Source organism: Plectonema radiosum NIES-515 (assembly GCF_025753815.1).
GTDB lineage: Bacteria > Cyanobacteriota > Cyanobacteriia > Cyanobacteriales > Nostocaceae > Hassallia > Hassallia radiosum_A.
Window position 1 is genome coordinate 1 of record NZ_JAOWRF010000052.1, and the last position, 7349, is coordinate 7349.

General features: G+C 43.1%; 5 protein-coding genes and 1 pseudogene. 1 reads left to right on the forward strand and 5 read right to left on the reverse strand.

From position 1 onward, the window contains the following. A partial coding sequence (locus OGM63_RS03590) for an efflux RND transporter permease subunit (protein ID WP_263744137.1) occupies positions 1 to 759 on the reverse strand: 759 nt, incomplete at its 3' end. Between the two features lie 535 nt (positions 760 to 1294). Beyond that, positions 1295 to 2680, reverse strand: coding sequence for an efflux RND transporter periplasmic adaptor subunit (locus OGM63_RS03595; protein ID WP_263744138.1), 1386 nt, complete (start codon positions 2678 to 2680; stop codon positions 1295 to 1297). Positions 2681 to 3161: 481 nt separating this feature from the next. Between OGM63_RS03595 and OGM63_RS03600 the strand changes: the two genes are divergently transcribed. Further along, on the forward strand, positions 3162 to 3698 hold the full coding sequence (locus OGM63_RS03600; RefSeq protein ID WP_263744139.1) for a phycobiliprotein lyase: 537 nt from the start codon (positions 3162 to 3164) through the stop codon (positions 3696 to 3698). A gap of 224 nt (positions 3699 to 3922) precedes the next feature. On the opposite strand, the gene OGM63_RS03605 is transcribed toward OGM63_RS03600, so the two are convergent. From OGM63_RS03605 to OGM63_RS03615, 3 genes and pseudogenes are all read right to left on the reverse strand, one after another. Next, positions 3923 to 4489: an HdeD family acid-resistance protein gene (locus OGM63_RS03605; RefSeq protein ID WP_263744140.1), complete on the reverse strand. Its 567-nt coding sequence runs from the start codon at positions 4487 to 4489 to the stop codon at positions 3923 to 3925. Positions 4490 to 4687: 198 nt separating this feature from the next. After that, a pseudogene (locus tag OGM63_RS03610) lies at positions 4688 to 5280 on the reverse strand (Uma2 family endonuclease). A gap of 337 nt (positions 5281 to 5617) precedes the next feature. Further along, the gene (locus OGM63_RS03615) at positions 5618 to 7327 is read right to left on the reverse strand and encodes a diflavin flavoprotein (protein WP_263744141.1); all 1710 of its coding nucleotides are present in this window, start codon (positions 7325 to 7327) and stop codon (positions 5618 to 5620) included. Positions 7328 to 7349: the final 22 nt, after the last annotated feature.

Consider the following 7349-nt stretch of genomic DNA (forward strand, 5'->3'; position numbering starts at 1 on the left):
AATCGAGAGGTTTTCTATCTCCTTAGCATCTCGAAATCTGCCGACGGTGCGGGTTAACGGCTCGGAATTCTGCCCCAAAATCCGACCACCAGAAGTATCTTGGTTACGCTCTGTTAGTTCATTGAGTACATCGGTTAAGCCAATATTTAATGCTTGTAAGCGGCTTAAGTCAACTAAGACGCGCACTTCTTCTTCTGCCGCACCAGATATATCAACTGCGGCAACTCCCGGTACAACGCTGAGTTCCCGCGATAATTCTTCATCGGCAAATACACGTAAGTCTTTACCTTGAAGTGAGGTAGATGTCAGTGCTAATTCGTAAATTGGTAGTTGTGAGGGATCGACTTTAAATAAGCGTGGCTCTTCAATTGTGTCTGGTAACTGTCCTCTGCTTCGGTTAAAAGCTGCGGTAGCATCGTTGAGAGCCTGGTCAATATCGCCTCCGGGTTCAAAGTATAAATCGAGGCTGACTTGTCCTTCACGGGTGCGGGAAAAAACTTGTACTACATTCTCGGTTGCCGATAAAGCTTCTTCTAGGGGTCTGGTGATTTCATCTACTGCTACTTCTGGGGAAATGCCGGGTGCTTCTAAACGCACACCGATTCGCGGGTAGGTAATTGCCGGTAGAAGATCCACTTGGATGGTTGTCATAAAGTATATCCCCATGACAATCACTGCTAGGGTGAGCATGAGTGTGCCGATATGTTGACGGATAGCGATCGCGCTAATACTAAATCCGCTTCCTTTAGTTTGCTGCATCTGTCGCTCCCCTCCAATTCAAAATATTTTTTATCGCGTTGGATAATTGTGGGATGAATCGTAAAGACGTTTTTCTGGAACGTCTCTACAATACGTTGGGATGAATCGTAAAGACGTTCGGTCCGGAACGTCTCTACAATACGTTGGGATGAATCGTAAAGACGTTTTTCTGGAACGTCTCTACAATACGTTGGGATGAATCGTAAAGACGTTGGGACCGAACGTCTCTACAATACGTTGGGATGAATCGTAAAGACGTTCGGTCCGGAACGTCTCTACAATACGTTGGGATGAATCGTAAAGACGTTCGGTCCGGAACGTCTCTACAATACGTTGGGATGAATCGTAGAGACGTTTTGCTGGAACGTCTCTACAATACGTTGGGATGAATCGTAGAGACGTTTTGCTGGAACGTCTCTACAATATGTTGGGATGAATCGTAAAGACGTTCCGCCGGAACGTCTCTACAATACGTTAAATTTATCGACGTAGATTGCATTCATCATTTTGGAAATATGCAACTCCTTTTTAATTTTTAATTCGGCTTCGGGCTTGATTCTGGTTTCTCGGAAATAATCGAAATCCGCACATCTTGCCCATCTTTTAACGGCTTACCACTCCGCACTACAAAGGATTCTCCTGGTTGTAAGCCGGATAAAATTTCTACTTTGCTGTCGGCTTTTTCTCCAAGGGTCACAGATTTAGATGTCACTTTCGGTTTCCCGTCTGTGTTATTTATGACAAATACTGTGCCATTGCGATTTGGGGTTTCTCTGTCGGTGGGAGAAGGGGAGGAAACCCCACCGCTAGGTTGCTGAATTGCTGTTTGGGGTATGACTACTCGCTGTTGTGCGCTGCTTTGAAAATTCACCCGCGCTAGCAATCCGCTGCCAATTTTGCCATCGGTGTTGGGAATCTCCACCTCAACTGGTACTAAGCGAGATGTTGTATCGGCAGCTGGGGAAATACGTATTACTCGACCAGTATATTTTTTATTTGGGAAGGCATCTAAGCTGACTTGTACAGATTGTCCTAGTTGAATTTTTCCTAGTTCTAATTCCGAAACTTGAACGATGACTTTCACACGGCTAAAATCGCCTATTTTCAAGATTTCGTTCCCAGGCTGAAGAAGGTTGCCCGGTTCTGTGACTTTTTCGGTGATTACACCGGCGATGGGAGATGTCAGTTTTGCATAAGAACGACGCTCTTTAGCTTCGGCAACTAGTGCTTGTTGAGCAACGACTCTACCTTGGGCAGCGGCAACGGCTTGCTGTTCTGTGCTGACTTGCTCAGTAGCTGCACGGAGAGCCTGAGTAGCAGTTCGCGCTTGTGTTTGTGATTGTTCGGCGGATTGTAGAGCGATCGCTCCTTCTTTTAATAGCTTCTGTTGCCGTTGTGAGTCTGCTTGAGCTTGTACTACTTGTAGTCGCGCTTGTTCTACTTCTGCACGGGCATTACTTATGAGAGTTCTCGCTCTTGCTACTTCTGATTTTAAAGATGCTAATTCTGCTTCTGCTTGCTTTAGTGCTGTTAATAATAAGGCATCATCTAATTGTCCGATGACTTGCCCGCCTTTGACGGCATTGCCCATATCTACATTTAAAGCTAAAAGTCGCCCTTCGACTTGCGATCGCAACGAGACAACCCGAAATGCATTGGTAGTGCCTGTATATAGCGGTTCTTGTCGCAGCAAACCAGATCGAGCGATCGCTACATCTACTGCCGTTGCATTATTACGTTGTTCTTTACCACTACGCTGAGATTCCGCTTCAGCCGACTCTTTGGGAAGTAAGCCGCAACTCATCGTTAACGGTCCTATTCCTAACACACAGGCAATTAATCCGATAGATGAGGATACGGGGGAACGGAAAGAAAAAGTTATCTCTTTATCTCCTTGTCTCCTTGTGTAGTTATACGGCATATTTTTGTCCAAAATCAATTTTTTCGCTTATTTTAAGGCGGTTTTAGCTTCAAACAGCCGTTCATTACCAAGTAATCTTGATATATATCACTTATAAAAAAAGGTAAGAAAGCATAAGTCTGCTATCGTAATTTATTTAATACGATAAATTACTGCTTTTTCGCAAAACAATGTCTTAAACAATACATATTTTTATTTGCTCTAGAAGAAATAGATTCTAGATTAATTTATGCATTTACTGGCTGATTATAAAGATTTTTTAACTAAGCTTTACTCTGCCCCTAGTTATAAAACTCTAACTACTGATTCGTGACTTTTTTCACTTCTATCTTTTGGCTTAAAACAGTAGAAAATTTTTATTTCTCGCATTGTAGCGAAACTATCGGTAATTTTGAGAAAATAACGTTTATATTAAGAAAAGTGAAATAATCTGGTATTTGAGACCAGATTGTACATTGACATTGCGTGAGGAAGGCAACCTGTGACATCACCGCTGTATTTTGCACAAACTGCTGATGAATCCCAGATTATAGAGTTTTTTACCGAATCGGTGGGACAGTGGCGTTCAGAACGGCGCTATTATACTCTTCCGGAGGGAGAAACAAAGGAGATGGTGAGTATAATTACTATCCGTTTTTTAAAGCCTGGATCTGACGAGTTGCAAAAACTAGCTCATATGCATAATTTGCCAGATATCGCAAGTTTAATTTGCGGTACCCACGTCAGTTGGGATACAGATTCAGTGACGGGAAAAAAGGAATCTAAAGGTTCAACTTTGTTTGGTGTTTTAGGAAGTATTTTATATCGCGATCGCGGTTTTGCGACTTCCAAACCAGTTACCGCACAATATTATTTCCCCAACCCGAAAACTTTATGTTTGCGAACCGAGTACAACAATTCAGTATTCGAGGAAGAGTTAAAGCTAATTGGTGAAAAATACCGCACTCGTCAATCAATTATCTCTCGTGCGGGTGAACAATTGATGATTGGTCAATATTTAGAAAAGAGAATTGATTAACGTAGTGAGGACTGAAGTCCTCATCTTGAATAAAGACGTAGAGCGTGGAACGTCTCTACTCGTAATGTGTTTAGTCTTTGACATTAAGCGATGATATTATGTCCGTTTAATTGACATTAATAAAAAAATCCGAAATCCTTGTAGAGACGTAGAGCGTGGAACGTCTCTACTCGTAATGTGTTTAGTCTTTGACATTAAGCGATGAATCGCTTACTACGAAAAAATTAAGCGCTTGTAGCTTCAGATTGATTGAAGGCAGAACGTGCATTCAATGACAAACCTACACGAGAAATACCCGTGAAGAGAATGCTGACACCGACAAGTGTACCAATCAACCAAGGTGCATTAAAGGGAAACTGAAACCAAATCATTGCGCCTAATATCAAAGTGATGATACCATTACCAAGTACCCAAGTCCAGTTTTGTTGCGGACGCAAGCGGAAGGCAAGGATTAGCTCGAATACACCTTCGGTTAACAAAAAGCTACCTAACAACAAAGTTAGTGTGAGAATACCATTGAGAGGGTAAACAAACAACATTATACCTGTGGCAATGTAAAGTCCGCTCAATAAAAGCTTCCAAACAAAGCCTCCTCGATCGCGAGTTTCAGTAGCGTAGACTAGTTTGGCAAATCCCGAAGAGATGAGAATCAAGGCAAACCAAGTCTCAGCGAAAATTGTCGAGACAGAAGGTAAAGCGATCGCTACAATTCCTAAAACAATTAAAAGAACGCCAATTATTAGCGATCTATTGATATTCTTTTTGACATCACCAGAAACGTTGGTTGTCATATAATTTTTTTCCCTATGCTTTATGTTGATACAATTAGACTAGGGAATTTTTGCATAATTTACTACAACCCTAAGATATACGTCATTTAGTTTAGATAATGCCATGATGTAATATCGTCTCCGGTAGATTACATATGATGTAGAGACGTAAGCTAGCTACGTCTAATCAAGGATTTCGGATTTTTTTATTAATGTCAATTAAACGGACATAATATAACTTGGCAATTCTAATTGTAGTTCAAAACCAGGTAAAACCTCTTCACCCCTAAGTACCCCTGGGAGTTGAACTATTTCTACAGGTTGATTTTCTCGATAAATCTCGACTTGCTGATCTTGAAAATTAATCAACCAACCTAAAGGCAAACCATTTTCGAGATACTCTTGCATCTTATCTTGCACTTGTCGGAGGCGATCGCTTTGGGAACGCAGTTCTATGACAAAATCTGGTATGATGGGAGGGAATTTTTTGCGTTCATCTGGAGTCAGCGCTTCCCATCGTTACTAATTTTACCCAAGCTGCCAAAGAGCGATCGCTTTGCTCCATTCCCAAGCCGAAAAATAGTCGAGGAACTGAAAACCTTTCCCAATCTGGTTTGACGGTTCCAGATTCCTAAGTCTGTAATGAAATCCGCTTCTTGATTTCCGCTTTCTCCTCCCACTGGTGACACAATAATTAATTCTCCTTTTGCATTCAATTCCAGATTCAACTCTCGATTTGCGGTGCAAAGTTGATAAAATTGCTCATCTGTAAGGTGAACAATCGGTTCTAGATTTAGCACAATTGTATTCATCGAACTACCTTTGGGTATAGCAGTGAATTGCTTTGATTATTCATATATAGCAATCCTTGTAGAGACGTTCCGGCGGAACGTCTTTACAATATGTGTGAATACCGTTGGTGTGAATTGTTCGCGGCACGCTTTCGCCCTCAGGCTGGAAGCCTGGGGCTATACAAACGAACCCCGCCTTCGCGGGCTATGAAATTCTAGCACGCCCTCAGGCTGGAAGCCTGGGGCTATACAAACGAACCCCGCCTTCGCGGGCTATGAAATTCTAGTCCGCGAAGGCGGGCTTGGTTCGTTTAGCCACACCCTTCTAGGGTGATGGCGGTATGTTGCTTCATGTGTATTAATAATGACTTCCCGATTTACGATGATGCACGGCGGTTACAGCATCTTGATTTAACACTTTGCCGTTATCCACACTTGCATAAACCAACCAGTGATCCCCAGCTTCCATCCGGGTTTGCACGGAGCATTCAAGGTATGATAAAGCGCCTGAAAGTATGGGACAACCGTTGCTGGCTTCTTCAGTTTCTATACCGGCAAATCGGTCTTGTCCTGGGGTGAAGGATTTCATGAAGTGCTTTCGCAGTTCTTTGCCTTCAGCTAAAATGTTAACAACAAATTGGTTGCCTGAGTGCGTCAGCGGTTCCATTGCCCGGTCTTTGGCTACAGCAATTGTTAAACCTGGGGGATTAAAGCTTGCTTGAGATACCCAAGATGCTAGCATTCCACTAGATACACCACCTTGCTTGGCTGTCACCACACACAGAGAACCGATAATTCGACCAACCGCTTGTTCAACGTTGCTGGCAGCTTGAGTGCGTGGTGCCCGAACTTTATTCACTCTTTTTAACGCTTGGGCAAAGTCGGTTCCAGCTTCTTCGCAGGTTTGTAAGGTGACTTCGTTGGGTTTGAATTTGACACGGATGGTGTCAAATCCAAAGCGATAACCAGCGTCTTTTAATTTGCTTTCGATTAAATCAACTGCTTCACCACTCCAGCCATAGGAACCAAAGACACCAGCGAGTTTGTTGTTAGTAGCGGTGGAAAGAACAATCCCTAAAGCTGTTTGTACGGGGGTTGGTGCGTGTCCACCAAGGGTAGGGGAACCGATGACAAAGCCTGAGGCTTTTTCTACAGCAGCACGGATTTCTTCGGGGTCAGCAAATTCGCAGTTAATTGATTCTACACTGACGCCGGCTTTGGTGATGCCGCGAGCGATCGCAGAAGCCAAAGTCGTTGTATTTCCATAGGCAGAAGCATAAATCAACGCGACTGTGGTATCCGCAGATGTTTGCTGCCGACTCCATTGGCGATAAGCATGTGTTAATTCAATTAAACCGTAACGCACCAAAGGTCCGTGTCCGGTAGCATACAAACGAGCGGGTAAATCGGAAAGTTTATCCAGCGCTGTTTCCACTTGACGCGCATGAGGAGCCATGAGACAATCAAAATAATAGCGCCTGTCTTCGTTAATTGTCTCCCAACCTTCATCAAAAACTTGATCGCCGCAGATATGCGCTCCAAATAGCTTATCTGAGTAAAGAATTTCCGTTTGCGGATCGTAGGTGCAAAGTTGATCTGGGTAGCGGGGATTGGGGGTAGGAATAAATTCTAGGTGATGACCTTTGCCTAAATCGATAGTTTCTTCACCGCGTTTGACGAGAATTGGCAAATCTTGATTTTCCAGCGCTGCACGCAGATTTATCGCTCCCGGATTAGAACAAACAAAAGTTATCTGCGGTGCAAGTTCTAATAAAGCTTTGATAGTTGCGGCGCGATTGGGATTAATATGACCGAGAATCACATAATCAATATCTTTGATATTAAACCGCTGTTGCAACGCTTGCAGATAAATTTCTGTAAAGGTTTCTCCCGGAGGATCGATTAGAGCGGTTTTATCGCCTTGAATTAAATAAGAATTCGCAGTTGTACCTTTGGCTAGGGCATATTCAATTTCAAATCTTAGCCTAGTCCAACTGCGCGATCGCATTACTGTTGTATCTGTACCAATCGGGAGAACCTGAACGTCACGGGGTTTATTTGTTTGCATAGCTTTGTGGGGAGTGGGGGAG